General features: G+C 62.3%; 18 protein-coding genes. 14 read left to right on the top strand and 4 right to left on the bottom strand.

The features are described from left to right. Nucleotides 1-165 precede the first annotated feature (165 nt). A complete protein-coding gene (locus RA24_RS11635) occupies nucleotides 166-1,206 on the top strand; it encodes a radical SAM/SPASM domain-containing protein (RefSeq protein ID WP_039191635.1) in 1,041 nt (346 codons plus the stop codon). 95 nt (nucleotides 1,207-1,301) lie between these two features. Here RA24_RS11635 and RA24_RS11630 read toward each other — a convergent pair whose 3' ends face one another. Further along, on the bottom strand, nucleotides 1,302-2,099 hold the full coding sequence (locus RA24_RS11630; protein ID WP_039149437.1) for a phytanoyl-CoA dioxygenase family protein: 798 nt from the start codon (nucleotides 2,097-2,099) through the stop codon (nucleotides 1,302-1,304). Between the two features lie 99 nt (nucleotides 2,100-2,198). Here RA24_RS11630 and RA24_RS11625 point away from each other — a divergent pair, with 99 nt between their 5' ends. Continuing rightward, nucleotides 2,199-3,131 (top strand): LysR family transcriptional regulator, encoded by a 933-nt coding sequence (locus RA24_RS11625; RefSeq protein ID WP_039191634.1) that lies wholly within the window; start codon nucleotides 2,199-2,201, stop codon nucleotides 3,129-3,131. Here the strand turns inward: RA24_RS11625 and irrA are convergent. Then, entirely contained in the window at nucleotides 3,096-3,512 is a 417-nt protein-coding gene (gene irrA, locus RA24_RS11620; protein WP_019297188.1) for an iron response transcriptional regulator IrrA, read from the bottom strand. The two genes, RA24_RS11625 and irrA, sit on opposite strands and share 36 nt — an antisense overlap. 215 nt (nucleotides 3,513-3,727) lie before the next feature. On the opposite strand from irrA, the gene fabA reads away from it, so the two are divergent. Genes fabA through RA24_RS11605 form a run of 3 tightly spaced genes read left to right on the top strand, consistent with a single transcriptional unit; the run spans nucleotide 3,728 to nucleotide 6,310 of the window. After that, entirely contained in the window at nucleotides 3,728-4,237 is a 510-nt protein-coding gene (fabA, locus tag RA24_RS11615; protein WP_019297189.1) for a bifunctional 3-hydroxydecanoyl-ACP dehydratase/trans-2-decenoyl-ACP isomerase, read from the top strand. A gap of 45 nt (nucleotides 4,238-4,282) precedes the next feature. Further along, nucleotides 4,283-5,512 carry a beta-ketoacyl-ACP synthase I gene (gene fabB, locus RA24_RS11610; RefSeq protein ID WP_019297190.1) on the top strand — a complete coding sequence of 410 codons (1,230 nt, stop codon included), beginning with the start codon at nucleotides 4,283-4,285 and terminating at the stop codon, nucleotides 5,510-5,512. A gap of 6 nt (nucleotides 5,513-5,518) precedes the next feature. Further along, nucleotides 5,519-6,310: an enoyl-ACP reductase FabI gene (locus RA24_RS11605; RefSeq protein ID WP_039191632.1), complete on the top strand. Its 792-nt coding sequence runs from the start codon at nucleotides 5,519-5,521 to the stop codon at nucleotides 6,308-6,310. Between the two features lie 90 nt (nucleotides 6,311-6,400). On the opposite strand, the gene RA24_RS11600 is transcribed toward RA24_RS11605, so the two are convergent. Continuing rightward, entirely contained in the window at nucleotides 6,401-6,829 is a 429-nt protein-coding gene (locus RA24_RS11600; RefSeq protein WP_019297192.1) for an FKBP-type peptidyl-prolyl cis-trans isomerase, read from the bottom strand. 137 nt (nucleotides 6,830-6,966) lie between these two features. On the opposite strand from RA24_RS11600, the gene RA24_RS11595 reads away from it, so the two are divergent. The 9 genes from RA24_RS11595 to RA24_RS11555 all read left to right on the top strand — a co-directional run bounded on the left by RA24_RS11595 (nucleotide 6,967) and on the right by RA24_RS11555 (nucleotide 15,400). Further along, entirely contained in the window at nucleotides 6,967-7,653 is a 687-nt protein-coding gene (locus RA24_RS11595) for a haloacid dehalogenase type II (RefSeq protein ID WP_039149442.1), read from the top strand. Nucleotides 7,654-7,660: 7 nt separating this feature from the next. Beyond that, a complete protein-coding gene (locus RA24_RS11590; RefSeq protein WP_039191630.1) occupies nucleotides 7,661-8,491 on the top strand; it encodes an alpha/beta fold hydrolase in 831 nt (276 codons plus the stop codon). Beyond that, a complete protein-coding gene (locus RA24_RS11585; protein WP_039191628.1) occupies nucleotides 8,488-9,465 on the top strand; it encodes a threonine ammonia-lyase in 978 nt (325 codons plus the stop codon). Before RA24_RS11590 ends, RA24_RS11585 begins: the two co-directional genes overlap by 4 nt. A gap of 45 nt (nucleotides 9,466-9,510) precedes the next feature. After that, nucleotides 9,511-10,707, top strand: a complete 1,197-nt coding sequence (locus RA24_RS11580; protein WP_039191625.1) for an endonuclease/exonuclease/phosphatase family protein — start codon at nucleotides 9,511-9,513, stop codon at nucleotides 10,705-10,707. A gap of 70 nt (nucleotides 10,708-10,777) precedes the next feature. Further along, nucleotides 10,778-11,569 (top strand): 3-oxoadipate enol-lactonase, encoded by a 792-nt coding sequence (gene pcaD / locus RA24_RS11575; RefSeq protein ID WP_019297197.1) that lies wholly within the window; start codon nucleotides 10,778-10,780, stop codon nucleotides 11,567-11,569. Continuing rightward, nucleotides 11,562-12,272, top strand: coding sequence for an alpha/beta fold hydrolase (locus RA24_RS11570; RefSeq protein WP_039191622.1), 711 nt, complete (start codon nucleotides 11,562-11,564; stop codon nucleotides 12,270-12,272). Before pcaD ends, RA24_RS11570 begins: the two co-directional genes overlap by 8 nt. Continuing rightward, complete coding sequence (locus tag RA24_RS11565; protein ID WP_039191619.1) at nucleotides 12,272-13,609, top strand: lyase family protein; 1,338 nt, start codon at nucleotides 12,272-12,274, stop codon at nucleotides 13,607-13,609. The genes RA24_RS11570 and RA24_RS11565 overlap by 1 nt, the downstream gene beginning before the upstream one ends. 124 nt (nucleotides 13,610-13,733) lie before the next feature. Beyond that, a complete protein-coding gene (locus RA24_RS11560; RefSeq protein ID WP_039191617.1) occupies nucleotides 13,734-14,840 on the top strand; it encodes a Zn-dependent alcohol dehydrogenase in 1,107 nt (368 codons plus the stop codon). Between the two features lie 275 nt (nucleotides 14,841-15,115). Next, nucleotides 15,116-15,400, top strand: coding sequence for an ArsR/SmtB family transcription factor (locus RA24_RS11555; RefSeq protein WP_029204911.1), 285 nt, complete (start codon nucleotides 15,116-15,118; stop codon nucleotides 15,398-15,400). A 76-nt stretch (nucleotides 15,401-15,476) separates the two neighbouring features. On the opposite strand, the gene RA24_RS11550 is transcribed toward RA24_RS11555, so the two are convergent. Further along, nucleotides 15,477-16,328 (bottom strand): fumarylacetoacetate hydrolase family protein, encoded by an 852-nt coding sequence (locus tag RA24_RS11550; RefSeq protein ID WP_019297203.1) that lies wholly within the window; start codon nucleotides 16,326-16,328, stop codon nucleotides 15,477-15,479. Between the last annotated feature and the right edge of the window lie 19 nt (nucleotides 16,329-16,347).

Below are 16,347 nucleotides of genomic sequence, written 5' to 3'. Positions count from 1 at the left end.
ACCGGCGTGTCTGAGCCGTCTTTTGAATAGGGCGGCGAAGCTGCCAAGTGCAGCCTCTGCATGAACTCTCACGCAATACTCACGGCTTGTGACCGGTCAAACGCTTGCCACCCAGCCCATGGTCTTTAAGGTTAACCGTGCACGCACAAAACCGGAGACAGCCCTATGCAAGATCTCACCCCCGCACCGGACCTCACTCCGGTCTCTGCGCAGCCGGACCTGCCGGAAAACCCGCCGGGTCTGCATGAGCGGGCCTTGCATTTTCTGGCCCGGTTCCTGCCGCTGGCCTATTTCCGGCGCCCCCCCAAGATCATCATCATCGACGCAACAAACAGCTGCAACCTGCGCTGTCCCGTCTGCCCGGTGACCTTTGCGATGAAGCGCAAGCGCGGCATGATGAAGCCGCATGTGTTCCGCAAGATCATTGATGACTTCAAGCATCAGCGCGAGAAGCCTGCTATTTATTTCAGTTTTTCGGGCGAGCCGACCCTGCATAAGGACTTGCCGGATTTCATCTCCTATTCCCATGAAAACGGCCACGACACCTATCTGTCGACCAACGCCACCCGCCTGACACCCGAAATGAGCGAGCGGCTGATCCGCTCAGGCCTCGCCCGGGTGAACCTGTGCATGGACGGGTTTTCCAAGGAGGCGCAGGAGACCTACCGGGTCAATTCCGACTTTGATGACGTCAAAGCCAGCATTGAGGAATTCCTGAATATCAAGAAACAGATCGGCTCCAAGTCGCCTGTGACTGTGCTGCAGACCTTGCTGACCAGTTATTCCGAACCGCAGATGGAGGAAATGGAGGCCTGGGCGAAAGAGGCCGGTTTTGACCGGGTGCGGTTCAAGACCTTCTCGATCGGGTCTTACACCTCTGCCGACCAGAAACGCGAGTTTGCGCACTTCCTGCCGCGCCAGAAGGAGCTGCGCCGCCATCCGCGCCACACCAGCCATGCCATGTGCACGGTTCCGCTGTTCCAGTCGGTTGTGTTCTGGAATGGTGATCTGGGCCTGTGCTGCATTGACTACGACCAGGTGATTCAACTGCCCAACGTCGAACAGGACGGCTTCCTGGCCGCCTACCGCTCTGATGAGGCTGCCCGCGCCCGCAAGCGCGGCTTTCTCAAGCAGTTCGGCATTTGCAAGACCTGCTCCTTCTCGAACGCTGAGAACATGGGCATCCGCCGCGACCTGAAGAAATGAACACGCAGCCAAGGCTGCACGCTACTGCTTCTTTCTGGTCTCAAATACCCTGGGGGTGAAGGTCGTCAGGCCGAGGGGGCAACGCCCCCTCCCCTTTAGCGTTGCAGCAGGATCGGGAACCAATCCTCGCGCAGACGCTGGCCGGGCTGCATATCGTGGCCCGGAAACGGCGGCGAAGTGCGGCCCGGGCGCTCCACATAGCGGGCATCGTCGCCCACCAGCCGCAGCGAGAAGGCGCGGCGGCGCGAAGTGGAGGTATTGCCGCGGGCACCGTGCAGGATCTTGTAGTTAAAGGCCACCGCATCGCCGGGCTGCATCGGGTATTCCAGCACGGTCATACCTTCGGCATCCGGGTCCGGGACCGGCATGTACTGGCCCTCATCCGGAAAGAAGTCCTCTTCAGACACCCAGCGGGTCGGCAGCACTTCCTTCTCCCATTTGTGCGAACCGGCCACACAGCGAAGGGTCGCGTCCTTCACCTCGTCCAGCGGTGACCAGAAGCTGATGGTCTGCTCTCCCTCGACAAAGTAATAGGGGCCGTCCTGGTGCCAGGGGGTCGGCATGGAGGTGCCCGGCTCCTTGACCAGCACATGGTCATGGAACATCTGCACCGAGGTGGATTTCATCAGGTCGGCTGCGACTTCAGCCACGGGCGATTGTTCAATAGCTTGCTGGAACTCAGGAATACGGGTCCAGTTGCAGTAGTCGTCAAAGAACCGCCCGGTCTGTCCCGCCTTCTCGTTGTTCGAGGCATAGGGCCCGGGGTTTTCCATATTTGCAGCCACGCCAGCACGCAGCAGGTCAACCTGGTCTGCGAACAGCCCGCGGATCAGGACCACGCCGTCGCGCTGAAATTGTTCGACATGCTCCGGGGTGATGAGGGGGTGGACCATTGCTGCCTCCGCTGCTGAATGATGCAATTCTGATGCGCCATTCCTGCCGCGGCACAGGCATAGTTTCAAATCATATCTTTCTAAGATACCCTTCGCCTCATGTTATATTTAACTCTGCGCCACTACGAATACATCTGCGCCGTGGCCCGCCATGGCAGTCTGTCCGCCGCGGCGGAGGCGGTGCATGTCAGCCAGCCTGCGCTTTCCGCAGCGCTGAGCCGGATCGAGGAGCACTTGGGCCATCCCCTGTTCCTGCGCCGCCGTGGGGCGGCGCTGGCGATGACTCCGCAGGGCAGGCTGTTTTCCGAAAAAGCCCAAGCGCTGCTGGAGCAAGCCGCCCTGCTGGAGGACCCCAAGGGCGCGGGCGCCGGGCAGCAGCGTCTGCTGCTGGTCTGTTTCTCCGATCTTGCCCCTTTCCTGCTGGCCCCCGCCCTGAAGGCGCTGCGTCTTGCCATGCCAGAGGTGGAAATCAGTCACCGGGCCTGCGGATTTGAGCCGCTGATTACTGCCCTGTCCGAAGGCGAGGCTGATCTGGCGATCACCTATGACCTTGGGCTGGACGCGGGTTTCAGCCGGGCGGAATTGCAGCGGCTGTCACCGCATGCGCTGGTGCCACCAGACCATCCGCTGGCGGCACGCGCCGGTATTTCTCTTGCAGAGCTGGCAGAGCACCCGCTGGTTCTGTCGCAGGAGGGCCTGTCGGTGCAGCATATGCTGGGGTTGTTCAAGGCGCATGGACTGGTACCGCGGATTGCGCACCGGGCGGATTCGCTGGAGCTGTTGCGCAGCCTCGCGGCCAATGGCGAAGGCGCCGGCATCAGCTACAGTCTGCCGCCTGGCAGCATGAGTTATGATGGCAAACCCTTGTGCGCTGTACGGGTCACCGATGCGGGAGCTGAAGAGCCGGTGATTCTGGCTGCACATGCAGAGCTGCCAGAGGCCTCTGCAGCCCATCAGGCCTATCGCATCCTGCAAAGGGAACTGGGCGCCGCCGGGTCAGACCTTGCGCAGACGGATCACCACATCGACTGAGGCAATCTCCATCCCTTCCGGCGCTTCCGGCAGCTTGTGAATCACAAGTTCCTGCGCCGGCGCATCGCTGACGCGTCCCTCATCCTCCCAGAAGAAATGGGGATGGTCGTGGGTGTTGGTGTCGAAATAGCTTTTGGAGCCGTCCAGCGGGATTTCCTGCAGCACGCCGGCATCGCAGAAGGCGCGCAGCGTGTTGTAGACGGTGGCCAAAGACACTGCAGCACCGTTTTTCTTGGCCGACTCGAACAGGCTTTCCGCAGTGATATGGCGGTGCTTGCCGTCGCCCACCAGCAATTCGGCAAGCGCGACCCGCTGCCGGGTGGGTCTCAGCCCGGCATCTGTCAGCCAGCGTGTGGCCACTTCTTCGGTGTTTGGCGTCATGAGCAGGTCCTGCGTCGCGTTGCTGACCGTATATATAGGAGCAACACCCCGGGTTTTTCAAATGAAATTCATTCGCAGCTGGAAGGCCTTTTCCGGGGCTTCCGGGGCACAATCAGTACAGGAAGTGACGCTGGGTACCCTTGCAGGACCCTTTCACCGGGTGTTACAGGGATCCAGATATACATACACGAACCTCAGGCAGGAGATGCGCCCGGATGGCCGATTACCCCAGCAGCTTTGACAAGGACGATTTGCTGAAATGCGCGCGCGGTGAGCTGTTCGGGCCCGGCAACGCCCAGCTGCCGGCGCCGCCGATGCTGATGATGGACCGCATTACCGAAATTTCCGGTGATGGCGGCGAGCATGGCAAGGGCCATGTGATTGCTGAATTCGACATCACCCCGGACCTGTGGTTCTTTGACTGCCATTTCCCCGGCAACCCGATCATGCCGGGCTGCCTGGGCCTGGACGGCCTTTGGCAGCTGACCGGTTTCAACTTGGGCTGGCGCGGCTGGCTGGGCCGCGGCTATGCGCTGGGTGTGGGTGAAGTGAAACTCACTGGCATGGTGCGCCCCGACCGCAAGATGCTGACCTACCGTGTCAACTTCACCAAGGCCGTGCAGACCCGCCGCCTGACCATGGGCGTCGCCGACGGTATCGTCGAAGCGGACGGCGAAGTGATTTATCAGGTCAAAGATATGAAAGTGGCCCTGTCCGAAAGCTGATACGCTTTCCGGCGGGACATAAGTCACAGAAACAGGAGTACGCACATGCGCCGTGTCGTCGTCACCGGTTTGGGGATTGTCTCCTCCATCGGGAACAATGCCGAGGAGGTCACCGCCTCGCTGAAAGCCGGGAAATCCGGCATCGTTGCCAGCCCGGAAATGGCTGAGCACGGCTTCCGCAGCCAGGTGGCCGGCACGCTGAAGATCGACGTGGCCGAGCATGTGGACAAGCGCACCCTGCGGTTCATGGGCCCGGGTGCGGCCTATGCCCACATCGCCATGAGCCAGGCGATTGCCGATGCGGGCCTGTCAGAGGATCAGGTGGTGAATGAGCGCACTGGCCTGGTGGCAGGCTCCGGCGGCCCGTCGACCTCTGCCATGCTGACCGCGCATCAAACCGTGCTGAAGTCCGGCGCAACCAAGCGGATCGGTCCGTTTGCGGTGCCGAAATGCATGTCCTCAACCATTTCCGCCAACTTGGCGACCGCGTTCAAGATCAAGGGCATCAACTACTCGATCACCTCGGCCTGCTCGACCTCCTTGCACTGCATCGGCAATGCTGCTGAACAGATCATGATGGGCAAGCAGGATGTGATGTTCGCCGGCGGCGGCGAGGAGCTGGACTGGACCCTGTCCTGCCTGTTCGACGCGATGGGCGCGATGTCCTCCAAGAAAAACGACGATCCGGAGAAAGCCTCCCGCGCCTTTGATCAAGACCGCGACGGTTTTGTGATCTCCGGCGGTGGCGGCATCGTGGTGCTGGAGGATCTGGAGCACGCGCTGGCCCGCGGTGCCAAGATCTATGCCGAAGTAACCGGATTTGCTGCAACTTCCGACGGCCACGACATGGTTGCACCGTCCGGTGAGGGCGGCGAGCGGGCGATGCGCCTGGCGCTGTCCACCCTGCCCGAAGGCCGCAAGGTGGATTACATCAACGCCCACGGCACCTCGACCCCGGTTGGCGATGTCGGCGAAGTCGAAGCCGCCCGCCGTGTCTTCGGCGAGGGCAGCGTTCCGCCGATTTCTTCGACCAAGTCAATGACCGGCCACGCACAGGGTGCTGCCGGCGCGCTGGAGGCGATCTTCTGCCTGCTGATGCTGGACAACGACTTCATCACCCCGTCGATCAATGTCGACACCCTCGCCGAAGGCATCCTGCCGGGTGAGATTGCCACCAGCCTGGTGGAAAACGCCGGCCTCGACTCGGTGATGACCAACAGCTTCGGCTTTGGCGGCACCAACGGCTCGATGGTTCTGAGCAAGTACAAGGGATAAGTAACGATGGCGGGACTGCTGACGGGCAAACGCGGCCTGATTATGGGCGTGGCCAATGACCGCTCCATCGCCTGGGGCATTGCCAAGGCCATGGCGGAGGCCGGGGCTGAGCTGGCATTCACCTACCAGGGCGAAGCCTTTGGTAAACGGCTGGAGCCGCTGGCGCAGAACGTCGGATCGGATTTCATGGTCGATGTGGATGTGACCGATGATGCCTCGCTGGACGCGGCGTTTGAGCAGCTAGCAGGCCGCTGGCCCGCGATTGACTTTGTTGTCCACGCAATTGCCTATTCGGACAAGAATGAGCTGACTGGCCGTTTTCTGGACACCAGCCGGGCGAACTTCAAAAACTCGCTGGATATTTCCGCCTATTCCTTCATCGAGGTGGCGCGCCGCGCCTACCCGCTGATGAAGGACAACGGCGGCACCCTGCTGACGCTGACGTATCAAGGCTCGAACCAGGTGGTTCCGAACTACAACGTGATGGGCGTGGCCAAGGCGGCGCTGGAATCGGCGACCCGCTACCTGGCCAACGATCTGGGCCCGGAAGGCATCCGCGTGAATGCGATCTCTCCCGGACCGATGAAGACACTCGCTGGTGCCGCCATCGGCGGTGCGCGCAAGACCTTCAAGCACACCGCCCAGAACGCACCGCTGCGCGACAACGCAACGCTGGAGGCTGTTGGCGGCACCGCTGTCTACTTGGCGTCCGATGCAGGCGCCTGCACCACTGGTGAGATCATCCGGGTCGATGGCGGCTTCCACATCCTAGGTATGCCGCAGCCGGATCACCTTTGATGTTTCGATCTATTTGAGCAAAAAGAAAAGGCGCCCTTTCGGGCGCCTTTGTTTTTTCAGCAAACCTGTCCAGCTTTCCAGCCCTCTGGTTCAGTTCACCGAAACCAGCTCAATATCGAACACCAGATCCTTGCCAGCCAGGAAGTGATTGGCGTCGAGCGTCACGGTGTCGTCGCTGACTTCCACCACCGTCACCGGCAGCACTTGGCCATCGGGGCTTTGCATCTGCAATTGAGTGCCAAGGTCCAGCGGAATGTCCGCCGGGATGCCTTCACGCGGGATCTCCTGGCGGGCGGCAGGGTTGATCGGGCCGTAGGCCTCAGTGCAGGGAATTTCGAGGGTTTTCTTTTCACCCGCGGTCATGCCTTCGAGACCTGCATCCATGCCTGCGATCACCTGGCCGGTGCCGACCGTGAATTCCAACGGATCGCGCCCCTCGGAACTGTCGAAAACGGTGCCATCCGTCAGCTTGCCTGTGTAGTGAATGCGCACGGTGTCGCCGTTCTTTACCCCGGTCATGAGACCTCCAATCGGTTGCGGGTTGATAAAGGGGCGCAGCCTAGCGCCCGCGGACGTGATGTAAACCCGTATGGGTACAATTTCCCGCTTTGCCTGCTCTGCTGCTTCATGCAAGGCTCGCCGCAGGGGAGAGGACCATGCCGATTACCACCTGTATCTTCGACGCCTACGGCACGCTATTCGATGTCGCTGCCGCTGCGCGGCAAGCCGCCAGCGAGGCGGAATTTCCGCACCTCCAGGACAGTTGGGCGGAGCTTGCCAGCCATTGGCGGCTGAAACAGCTGCAATACACCTGGCTGCGTGCCATCACCGATGCACATGCCGATTTCTGGGACGTCACACAGGACGGGCTGGACTGGGCAATGGAGGCAGCCGGGTTGAGCGGCGACGTGGCGCTGCGGCAGCGGCTGTTGGACCTGTACTGGGAATTGCAGGCTTATCCGGAAGTGCCTGCAATGCTGCAAGCACTGAAGGATGCAGGATTGAACACCGCGATCCTGTCTAACGGTTCTCCCGCGATGCTGGATGGCGCGGTGCAGTCGGCGGGGCTGGGGAGCGTTCTGGATGATGTGCTGTCGGTGGAAAGCGTCGGCATCTTCAAGCCGGACGCCCGGGTTTACGACCTGGTCGAAGAGCGGTTTGGCTGCGCCAGGGACGAGGTGCTGTTTGTCTCTTCAAATGGTTGGGACGCGGCCGGGGCCACGGGCTATGGTTTCGTGACTGCCTGGGTAAACAGGGCGGGAGAACCCGTGGACAGGCTGCCGTGGAAACCCGCGCATATCCTGCCGGACCTGACCACAATCCCGGACCTTGCCAAGGGCTGAACCGCGGATGCCATTCTTTGACACTTCGGACGGGCTGCGCCTGCACTACACAGATACCGGAAAAGGCCTGCCTCTGCTCTGTTTGGCGGGCCTGACCCGCGACAGCCGGGACTTCCGCTATTTTGCGCCGCATGCCGCGAATTTCCGGATGATCACCCTGGACGCGCGCGGACGCGGACAGTCGGATCGCGATCCGGACTTCATGAACTACAACGTTCTGCGGGAGGCGCAGGATGTTCTTGAGCTGCTTGGCCACCTGGGCCTCGGCCAAGTTTCCATCCTTGGCACTTCGCGTGGCGGGCTGGTGGCAATGTCGCTGGCGGCCATGGCGAAAGACAGGTTGTCAGCAGTAATCCTGAATGACGTCGGCCCGGAAATCCCGCCCGGCGGCATTTCCCGGATCATGGAATATGTGGGCCGCCGTCCAGCGGCAAAGAGCTGGGACCAGGCCGCGGAGACGCTCGGCGCGCTGATGGCGCCCGCCTTTCCGGACGTCCCCCCTGCCCGCTGGCGGGAGGAGGTTGAAACCTTCTACGATGAAACGCCCGAAGGGCTTTCTTTGCGCTATGACCCGCGCCTGCGCGATGCATTGCTGGCGCAAGCCGAAGCAGGTCCGCCACCGGATCTGTGGCCGCTGTTCCTGGCGCTGGACGGCCTGCCCTGCGGCGTGATCCGCGGCGCAAATTCCGACATTCTGAGCGCCGGAACTTTCGCTGAGATGCAACGCCGCTTGCCCGCCTTGCAGGCCCTTGAGATAGCCAACCGCGGCCATGTGCCCTTTCTGGACGAGCCGGAGGCGCTCGCCCTCATCCATTCAGTTCTGGACCGGATCAAATGACCTCAATTGCCATGATCAAAGCCGCGGCGGAGCGGCTGAAGGGCCATGCCCGCACGACCCCGCTGCTGTCCTCGCCGTTTCTGGACGAGATCGCCGGACGGCGCCTGCTGGTGAAGGCGGAATGCCTGCAGCACACCGGCTCCTTCAAGTTCCGCGGCGGCTGGTCGGCGGTCTCGGCACTGGGTGAAGAAGAACGCAAACGCGGGGTGATCGCCTATTCCAGCGGCAACCACGCGCAGGGGGTGGCCGCGGCAGCCAAGGCGCACGGCACGCCTGCGGTGATCGTGATGCCGGCTGACGCGCCGCAGCTGAAGATCCGGAACACCCGCGATCTGGGCGCGGAAGTAGTGCTTTACGACCGCGCAGGCGGGGAAAGCCGTGAGGCGGCAGGCGCCAAATACGCCGAGGAACGCGGGCTGACGCTGATCAAACCCTATGACGAACCGCTGGTGATTGCCGGCCAGGGCACCTGCGGGCTGGAGATTGCGGAGCAGGCCGCAACTGCGGGCATCGCCAAGGCGGATGTTCTGGTCAACTGCGGCGGTGGTGGACTGTCGTCCGGCATTGCCCTGGCGCTGGAAGCTCGTGCGCCGGGCCTGCGGGTGCGGCCGGTGGAGCCGGAGGGGTTTGACGATGTGACCCGGTCGCTGGCGGCAGGCGAGATCCGGCAGAACCCCGGTTTGTCCGGCTCTATCTGCGATGCGATCCTGACACCGCAACCAGGCGAGATAACCTTCCCTATCCTCAGCCGCCTTTGCGGGCCGGGCATTGTGATCACTGAGGAAGAAGCGATGCAGGCCATGGCGCTTGCTTTCTTGCGGCTGAAGATCGTGCTGGAGCCCGGAGGCGCGGCTTCCTTGGCGGCGGCCCTGTTCCATGCGGATCAGATCGATGGTGAGGCAGTGATTGCCGTCGCCACAGGCGGCAATGTGGATGCAGAGCTGTTCCGGGAGGCGCTCTCGCGCTATGCTTGAGCCCTGACCGCGTGATTGTCCGCGTGGCAGCCAAGGGGACACGTCATGACACGTTTCACCATCGCCTCGTTCAACGTCAAAAACCTGATCGGCCCGGAGCGGGAATACTACCGCTTTCAAACCTATACGCCGGAAGAATACGCTTGGAAGGCCGATTGGATGGCCGACCAGCTGCTGACGCTGAATGCGGATATTGTCGGGTTTCAGGAAGTTTTTGAGGAAGCGCCGCTGCGGCAGGTGATTGCGGAAACGGACCGCCGCGGGGCAGAGGCGAATGCGGCCAGTATTCCGGACACAACCAAACGCTATCACCGCAAGGCGATTTTCCGGAAGCTGGCCTATGGCTCCTATGCCGAGGCAGAGCTGGCTTTTGCCCCCAACCTCAATGACACGGACGAACCGGGCAGACGGCGCCCCGGTCTGGCGGTGCTGTCGCGTTTTGGTTTCGAGGGCGAGCCCGAAGTGATCCAGGATCTCGCGCAGCCGCTGGATATTCCGATGGCCTGCCTGGGCGAAGAAGAAGACGCGGGTTTCTATACCCTGCGCCGTTTGTCGCGCCCGATCCTCAAGGTGCGGGTGCCCGTTGGCGATCAGGTTATCAGCGTCTTCAACTGCCATCTGAAATCAAAACTGGGTGAATACATCAAACCTCAAGGCGCCCCCTACCCGCCCGAAACCGTGCTGACGGCCTATGATGCCGCAGGCCGGGCGATGGGGTCCCTGCGTGCGGCCTTACGGCGGATGGGAGAAGCCTGGGTACTGCGCCGAGCGGTACTGGACGAGCTGGAACAGGGTCGGCCGGTGATGGTGCTGGGGGATTTCAATGACGGCGAACATGCGGTCAGCAGCGAGGTCATCTCCGGTGAGGTGCCATTCAGGAACTACACCTGGATGCTGCGCCACGATGCACAGCACCCGGGCGACCGCTACAGCGAGGCCGAGGACGCGCAGATCCGCGAGGCCATCGACCGGGTGCGCTTGCGGTCAGCTGAAAAAATGTTCCTGAAAAAATCGTTGCGCGACGTGGTCTACACCACGGCCTTTGGCGGCGTGCATGAAAGCATTGACCAGATCTACATGTCCCGCCATTTCGACCCGGACTGGCGCGGGGCGGTCGGCAAGATGCACTATTACAGCGTCTTCAACGACCATCTGACCGATGGCAGCCACCCGGAGGCGCCGTACAACAAGCTGGCCTCGGACCATGGCCAAATCATGGCCCATATGGAGCTGCACGGCTGAGCCCTGCCGATTGCTTTACCTCCCTGCCCCGGCACAGGTAGACTGCGGCGGAGCAGAAACGAGGTACCCCATGCAGATTGCAGACCTGGGCGATGTCCAGCTTCACTACCGCGTTGACGGTGACGCAGGCGGCGCCCCCATCGTGTTTGCCAACTCGCTCGGCACGGACCTGAGGGTCTGGGATGCTGTGGTAAAGCGGCTTCCGTCAGGCCTGCGCATCATCCGGTATGACAAGCGCGGGCACGGACTGTCCTCCTGCCCATCTGCACCGTACTCGATGGGTGCGCTGGTGCGAGATGCGGAGCGGCTGATGGACCACCTGGAGGTGCGCGACTGCATGTTCGTGGGCCTGTCGATCGGCGGCATGATCGCGCAGGGACTGGCGGTGAAGCGGCTGGACCAGATCCGTGCGCTAGTGCTGTCAAACACCGCCGCCAAGATCGGCACCGCCGAGATGTGGAAAGAGCGCGTCCAGGCCGTTCAAAGAGACGGCATCGAGGCGCTGGCCGATGCAGTGATGGAGCGCTGGTTTGCCCGCGGTTTCCGTGCCACGCCTGAGCTGCAATTGTGGCGCAATATGCTGGTGCAGCAATCGCGCGACGGCTACGCAGGCTGCTGCGCGGCAATTGCGGGCACCGACTTCTATACGCCCACCAGCGGGCTGAGGCTGCCCTGCCTGGGCATCGCAGGATCAGAGGACGGCTCCACCCCGCCCGACCTGGTGCGCGAGACGGTGAACCTGATCCCAGGCAGCCAATTCCACCTGATCCGGCGCGCGGGCCACATTCCCTGTGTCGAGCAGCCGGATGAATACGCTGAGCGCCTGACGGCCTTCCTGAGGGAGACCGGACACATTGGCTGAGTTTCTTCTTGTTCATGGTTCCTGCCACGGCCCCTGGTGCTGGCGCGATGTGATCCCGGCGCTGGAGGCCCGCGGCCACACGGCCCGCACCACGAGCCTGCCCGGCCATGCCGACGGGCGCGATCCCGCAGGGGTCACATTGGCCGAAACGGCAGAGGCAATTGCCGCAGCCTCCACCCCTGACACCCTGATCGTCGGGCATTCCTGGGGCGGTTTTCCCATTTCTGCGGCCGCAGAGGCGCATCCAGAGCGATTGCGCGGGCTGATCTACCTTTGCGCCTATCTGCCGGTCAGCGGCATGTCCCTTATCGGCATGCGCAAGGCAGGGCCCCGGCAGACCCTGGAAGGCGCGACCCGCAAGAACGAGGCAGGCACCGCATACAGCCTGGTGCCGGAGACCACGCCGGACCTGTTCTATCACGACTGTCCGGCCGAAGCGGTGCGCTTTGCCATGGAAAACCTCTGTGCACAGCCAATCCTGCCGCAGGACACGCCGCTCCGCCTGAGCGAACGGTTCGAGGGCGTGCCCAAAACCTACATCCGCTGCACCAAAGACCGGGTCATTCCGCCGGAATACCAAGCTCAGATGGCGGCCCGCCTGCCGCCCGGGCGGGCACATGATTTGAACACATCCCATTCGCCCTTCTTCGCCGACCCAGAAGGTCTGGCAGAGCTGATGGGGCAGATTGCAAAGGACTTCTGATGGCAGGTTCTGTCTTTGACAGCCAAATCTATAGCGGCCTATTCAGCAGCGGCGAAGCCAGCCGCCTGTTTTCAGACAGTGCCGAAGTACGCGCCATGCTGCTGGTGGAGGGTGCGCTGGCCAAGGCGCAAGGCGAGGCAGGTGTGATCCCGCAGGAAAGTGCCGCCGCGATCGGACGCGCTGTGGTCGAGATCGCCGTTGACCCGGGCGTGCTTAAACGGCCCGCGGGGCAGAACGGCGTGCCGGTGCCGGGGCTGGTGGCCGCGTTTCGCGAAGAAATGAAGGCGCCCGAGCATGCTCAGTACGTGCATTGGGGCGCGACCTCGCAAGACATCATGGATAGCGCCCTGATGCTGCGGCTGCGTCAAGTTCTGGCGCTGGTCGAGGCGGACGTGAAGGCCGCGGTGCTATCGCTTGGCAAACTCGCCAAGATGCATGCGGAGCTGCCGATGGCCGCCCGCACCTACGGGCAGCATGCAACCCCTACCAGCTTCGGCGCGGTGGCGGCGGCTTGGGGCACCCCGCTGCTGAACCTGCTGGAAGAGCTGCCCGGATTGCGGCAATCCTGCCTGATGGTGTCCCTGTCCGGCGCGGCGGGCACGTCCAGCGCGCTGGGAATGAAGGCGGCAGAGGTACGCGCCGCCATGGCAAGGGGGCTGGCCTTGCAGGATCCGGGGCGCAGCTGGCACACCGACCGCACACCGGTGCTGCGCATCGCGGACTGGATGCTCCGCGTGACACTGGCCTTTGGCAAAATCGGCGAAGACTGCACTGCGCTGGCGCAAAGCGAGGTTCAGGAGATATCGATCGGCGGAGCCGGCGCCTCTTCCACCATGCCGCAGAAGCAGAACCCGGTGTTCCCCTCGATGCTGGCGGCGCTGGCCCGGCAGGGCAGCGGCTTGTTCTCTGTCCTGCAGGGCGCCTCAATGCAGCAGCATCAGCGCGACGGTGCGGCCTGGTTCACCGAATGGATGTGCCTGCCGCAGATCGTTCTGGGCGCGGCAGCTGCCGCAAGAACCGGAAAGGAGCTGTGCGCGAGCATTGCGCCGCGCGCTGAGGCCATGGCGGCTGCGCTGTCGTCCGGGCTGGGCCTGATCCACGCCGAAGCACTGAGTTTTGCCCTGGCTGCGCATTTGCCGCGGCCCGATGCCCAGGCGGCGGTCAAAACCTTGTGCCAGGAGGCTCTGGCCTCGCATACCCCGCTGCGGGATCTTGTGGCGCGGGACTATCCAGAGCTGGATACGGATGCCTTGTTTGATCCCGCCAGGCAGATGGGCCATGCCCCCTGGGAGGCCCTTCAGTTCAGCAAGAAAACCGGCAACCTGCGCAATCCCTGACTGGATTGTGCCCGGCAGCGCGCAGGGCGACTTCCGTGACGTTACAACGCGTCCCGCCCTGCACATTCCCGCTTGATGCAACCACCCCGGCGCGTCACCCTGACTGCAAACGGGGAGGATAATCATGCAAACCATCAAAGCCGCTGTCTGCCATGAATTCGGCGCCCCCCTGGTCATCGAGGACGTGCAGCTGGCGCCGCCCGGCACGGGTGAAGTCGAGGTCACGCTGGACACGGTTGCAATCTGCCACAGTGACATTTCCTTTGCCGAAGGCGCCTGGGGCGGGCATCTGCCTGCGGTTTACGGCCACGAGGCCGCCGGGGTGATCTCCGGGGTCGGTGCAGGCGTGCAGGGTTTCAGCGCTGGCGATTCCGTGGTGGTGACACTGATCCGCAGCTGCGGCACCTGCCCTTCCTGCGCGGGCGGCAAGCCGGTGATCTGCGAAACCCCCTATGACACTGTGAACGGACCACTAAGAACGTCCAGCGGTGAACCGCTGGATCAAGCGATGGCTTGCGGCGCGTTTGCCGAGAAAGTTGTGGTGGACCAGCGTCAGATTGTGAAGATCCCCGCAGACATGAGCAAGGACGCGGCAGCGCTGATTTCCTGCGGGGTGATCACCGGTGTTGGGGCGGCAGTCAATGCCGCCGGGCTGCGCGCAGGCCAGGACGTGGTTGTCATCGGCGCAGGCGGCGTCGGCCTCAATGCCATACAGGGTGCCCGGATCGCCGGCGCCCGCCGCATCGTCGCTGTAGACATGAACCCGGAAAAACTTGAGGCCGCAAAGGAATTCGGCGCGACACATGGGGTTCTTGCAACCGAAGACAAACCCTGGAAGGCCGCCTGGAAAGCTCTGGGCGGGCGCGGCGCGGATGCAGTGCTGGTCACCGTCGGCGCAATACCGGCCTACGACCAGGCGCTCCGCTACCTGGCTCGAGGCGGCAAGGCGGTGCTGATCGGAATGCCGCACTCGGGAGCGAAGGCCGTTTACGAACCCGTCGTGCTCGCCGCCTTGGGTCAGGGGCTGATCGGCTCCAAGATGGGCGACACAGTGATCCAGCGGGACATTCCCTGGATTGTGGATTTGTATCAGCAGGGGCGGCTGAAGCTGGATGAGCTGATTTCCGGCCGCTGGTCGTTGGACCAGATCAACGAAGCGATTGCCGACACGAAGACAGGAAGCGCAAAGCGCAATGTTGTTGTTTTCAACCGTGGGAGTACCTCTGGCTGACCCTCCAGGATACGGCGGCAAAGCGCTGCAAAAGCCTTGGCACCGCAAATTGCAAGGCTTGCTTCTGCCGCCTTTCCTCATTTTGCGGAGATCGCCTCGGATGGCTTTGCCATGCCGATTGCACGGATGTCACCGGTGGCTCTCCGCCGATCATGGCATGAAACGCAACTGCTGGATGACTTGACCACATGAAGGGGGCAAGCTGCGGGAAAATAATTGCAGGAAATTAAGCAGTGTCCCCGTCAAACAATACCGGCCGCCCGCCGGAAGCAAACATGCAGGAGAGTGCTGCCGCCGCAACGGCCTTCCTCAAGACTCTTGCACATGAAGGAAGGCTAATGATCCTGTGCTACTTGAGTGCAGGGGAAAAATCGGTCAGCGAACTGGAAGCGTTATTGAATATGCGCCAGGCGGCAGTGAGCCAGATGCTGGCCCGGCTGCGGGAAGACGGGCTGGTCAAGCCACGGCGCGAAGGCAAAGCGGTTTACTACTCATTGAACAACGGCAACACGGAAGAGATGATTGCATTGCTATACAAACAGTTCTGCAGCGATACCTAAGCGTAAACTACCGATCCCTATTGAGGCCAAGCGAACAACTCCGGATTTGGTTGGCCGGGAAGTGCCCCAACGCGGACTACTCCTCGTCAGCTCTGACCCTTTGAATTTGCACTCCTAGCCCTTCGATCTCCAGGCGCATCACATCACCGGGTTTCAGATAGTCCGGTTCGGGCTTGGCCCCCATGCCGACGCCGGGCGGGGTTCCGGTTGCGATCACATCACCCGGATGCAGCGTCATCAGCTGGCTCAGATGCGAAATGATCTGTGCCACAGTGAACACCATTCGACTGGTGCTGCCAGTCTGGCGCCTTTCGCCGTTCACATCACACGTCAGCCACAGGTTCTGCGGGTCTGGCACTTCATCCCGTGTCACAAGCCAAGGGCCAATGGGGCCGAAGGTGTCGCAGCTTTTACCCTTGGTCCATTGCCCCGTCAGCTTGGTCTGGAAATCCCGCTCTGACACATCGTTGATCACACAATATCCAGCAACATGGTCCAGCGCCTGTTCCTCGGAAACGTACTTAGCTGCGGTGCCGATCACCACGCCCAGTTCCACTTCCCAATCCGCAGCAACTGAACCGCGTGGCAAGATCACATCGTCATTCGCCCCGGCTATCGAAGAGGCGGCCTTGAGGAAGAGGATCGGATGTTCGGGAAGCGCCATCCCCATTTCCTCTGCGTGGTCAGTATAATTAAGGCCGATACCAAGAAATTTTCCCACTTGCCCAACGCAAGACTCCAAGTCCGGTGTTCCTTCGACGACCGGCAGGGTTGCGCTGTCCAGCGCTGCCAGCCTGGCCAGTGTTGCGTCATCCAGCACAGGGCCGGTGATGTCCGGAATATGGGCTGACAGATCCCGGATGGCACCACTGCTGTCCAGAAGTCCTGGCCTTGTCCCTTCGCGCGACCGGTATCGCAGCAGCTTCATTTTTGCCTTCCTTGTTTTG

This window comes from Leisingera sp. ANG-M6 (assembly GCF_000813905.1).
Classification (GTDB): Bacteria; Pseudomonadota; Alphaproteobacteria; order Rhodobacterales; family Rhodobacteraceae; genus Leisingera.
Note: the sequence above shows the minus strand (reverse complement) of the source record. Positions and strands in the feature narration are given on the sequence as shown.

Coding starts and splice junctions, on each gene's coding strand:
- RA24_RS11635 (WP_039191635.1), top strand. CDS start 166: ATGCAAGATCTCACCCCCGCACCGGACCTCACTCCGGTCTCTGCGCAG.
- RA24_RS11630 (WP_039149437.1), bottom strand. CDS start 2,099: ATGGTCCACCCCCTCATCACCCCGGAGCATGTCGAACAATTTCAGCGC.
- RA24_RS11625 (WP_039191634.1), top strand. CDS start 2,199: ATGTTATATTTAACTCTGCGCCACTACGAATACATCTGCGCCGTGGCC.
- irrA (WP_019297188.1), bottom strand. CDS start 3,512: ATGACGCCAAACACCGAAGAAGTGGCCACACGCTGGCTGACAGATGCC.
- fabA (WP_019297189.1), top strand. CDS start 3,728: ATGGCCGATTACCCCAGCAGCTTTGACAAGGACGATTTGCTGAAATGC.
- fabB (WP_019297190.1), top strand. CDS start 4,283: ATGCGCCGTGTCGTCGTCACCGGTTTGGGGATTGTCTCCTCCATCGGG.
- RA24_RS11605 (WP_039191632.1), top strand. CDS start 5,519: ATGGCGGGACTGCTGACGGGCAAACGCGGCCTGATTATGGGCGTGGCC.
- RA24_RS11600 (WP_019297192.1), bottom strand. CDS start 6,829: ATGACCGGGGTAAAGAACGGCGACACCGTGCGCATTCACTACACAGGC.
- RA24_RS11595 (WP_039149442.1), top strand. CDS start 6,967: ATGCCGATTACCACCTGTATCTTCGACGCCTACGGCACGCTATTCGAT.
- RA24_RS11590 (WP_039191630.1), top strand. CDS start 7,661: ATGCCATTCTTTGACACTTCGGACGGGCTGCGCCTGCACTACACAGAT.
- RA24_RS11585 (WP_039191628.1), top strand. CDS start 8,488: ATGACCTCAATTGCCATGATCAAAGCCGCGGCGGAGCGGCTGAAGGGC.
- RA24_RS11580 (WP_039191625.1), top strand. CDS start 9,511: ATGACACGTTTCACCATCGCCTCGTTCAACGTCAAAAACCTGATCGGC.
- pcaD (WP_019297197.1), top strand. CDS start 10,778: ATGCAGATTGCAGACCTGGGCGATGTCCAGCTTCACTACCGCGTTGAC.
- RA24_RS11565 (WP_039191619.1), top strand. CDS start 12,272: ATGGCAGGTTCTGTCTTTGACAGCCAAATCTATAGCGGCCTATTCAGC.
- RA24_RS11560 (WP_039191617.1), top strand. CDS start 13,734: ATGCAAACCATCAAAGCCGCTGTCTGCCATGAATTCGGCGCCCCCCTG.
- RA24_RS11555 (WP_029204911.1), top strand. CDS start 15,116: ATGCAGGAGAGTGCTGCCGCCGCAACGGCCTTCCTCAAGACTCTTGCA.
- RA24_RS11550 (WP_019297203.1), bottom strand. CDS start 16,328: ATGAAGCTGCTGCGATACCGGTCGCGCGAAGGGACAAGGCCAGGACTT.